Origin of the sequence: Streptomyces sp. NPDC085927, assembly GCF_044540975.1 — a bacterium.
Lineage (GTDB): Bacteria > Actinomycetota > Actinomycetes > Streptomycetales > Streptomycetaceae > Streptomyces > Streptomyces hirsutus.
Genome location: NZ_JBITSN010000045.1, coordinates 1 through 1,560, shown reverse-complemented (window position 1 = coordinate 1,560; position 1,560 = coordinate 1). Strand labels below are relative to the sequence as shown.

Genomic DNA, 1,560 nt, shown 5'->3' with positions numbered 1-1,560 from the left:
TCCCCAACACCCCCGACATCCTGCACGCCTACCTCCAGCACGCAGGACGGCCCGCCTTCGAGGTCCGCGCCGTGCTGGCCGCCACCCTCTCGCCCGCCTGGGGCATCTACAGCGGCTACGAACTCTGCGAGAACACCCCCCTGCGCGAGGGCTCCGAGGAGTACCTGGACTCCGAGAAGTACCAGCTCACCCCCCGCGACTGGGACGGCGCCGAGCGGCACGGCCGCACCATCGCCCCCCTCATCACCCGCCTCAACACCATCCGCCGGGAGAATCCGGCCCTGCACCGGCTGCGGAATCTCCATTTCCACCAGGCGGACCAGGATCCGGTCATCGCCTATTCGAAGAGGCAGGGTTCGAACACGGTGCTGGTGGTGGCCAACCTCGATCCCCACCACACCCAGGAGGCCACGGTCTCGTTGGACATGCCGCAACTCGGCCTGGACTGGCACGAGTCGGTGCCGGTGCGCGACGAACTCACCGGCGAGACGTACCACTGGGGCAGGACCAACTACGTGCGCCTGGGACCGGGCGGCGCGCATGTGCTCGTCGTCGGCCGGGAGGGCGGCGGCACGCACGACCACGGCCGCACGGCTGCGGTCTCCGCGCCCGCCTCCCCGGGCCCGCACGGCACGGCTGCGCGACCGCCCCGACCGTCCACCCCGCAGATCGGAGGGTCACCCGCATCATGATCGTCAACGAGCCCGTACCGGACACCTTCGAGGACACACCGGCGCAGGACCGCGACCCGGACTGGTTCAAGCGTGCCGTGTTCTACGAGGTCCTCGTCCGCTCCTTCCAGGACAGCAACGGCGACGGCGTCGGCGACCTGAAGGGGCTGACCGCCAAGCTCGACTACCTGCAGTGGCTCGGCGTCGACTGCCTCTGGCTGCCTCCGTTCTTCAAGTCACCGCTGCGCGACGGCGGTTACGACGTCGCCGACTACACCGCGGTGCTGCCCGAGTTCGGTGACCTCGCCGACTTCGTGGAGTTCGTGGACGCCGCCCACCAGCGGGGCATGCGCGTGATCATCGACTTCGTCATGAACCACACCAGCGACCAGCACCCGTGGTTCCAGGAGTCCCGCCGCAACCCCGACGGCCCCTACGGGGACTACTACGTCTGGGCGGACGACGACAAGCAGTACCAGGACGCGCGGATCATCTTCGTCGACACCGAGGCCTCCAACTGGACGTACGACCAGGTCCGCGGACAGTACTACTGGCACCGCTTCTTCTCGCACCAGCCGGACCTGAACTACGAGAACCCGGCCGTGCAGGAGGAGGTGATCTCCGCGCTGAAGTTCTGGCTGGACCTGGGCATCGACGGTTTCCGGCTGGACGCCGTGCCGTACCTCTACCAGGAGGAGGGCACCAACTGCGAGAACCTGCCGGCCACGCACGCCTTCCTGAAGCGGGTGCGCAAGGAGATCGACGCGCAGTACCCGGACACGGTGGTCCTCGCCGAGGCGAACCAGTGGCCGGAGGACGTCGTCGACTACTTCGGCGACTACACCGCCGGCGGCGACGAGTGCCACATGGCGTTCCACTTCCCGGTGAT

1 protein-coding gene and 1 pseudogene are annotated in these 1,560 nt (G+C 68.3%); both read left to right on the top strand.

Going from position 1 to position 1,560, the window contains the following annotated elements; genetic code table 11:
• Positions 1-692 (top strand): annotated as a pseudogene (locus ACIF80_RS37475) (alpha-1,4-glucan--maltose-1-phosphate maltosyltransferase); the annotation flags it as partial.
• A partial coding sequence (locus ACIF80_RS37470) for an alpha-amylase family glycosyl hydrolase (RefSeq protein ID WP_399813511.1) occupies positions 689-1,560 on the top strand: 872 nt, incomplete at its 3' end. The pseudogene ACIF80_RS37475 and the gene ACIF80_RS37470, both read left to right, overlap by 4 nt.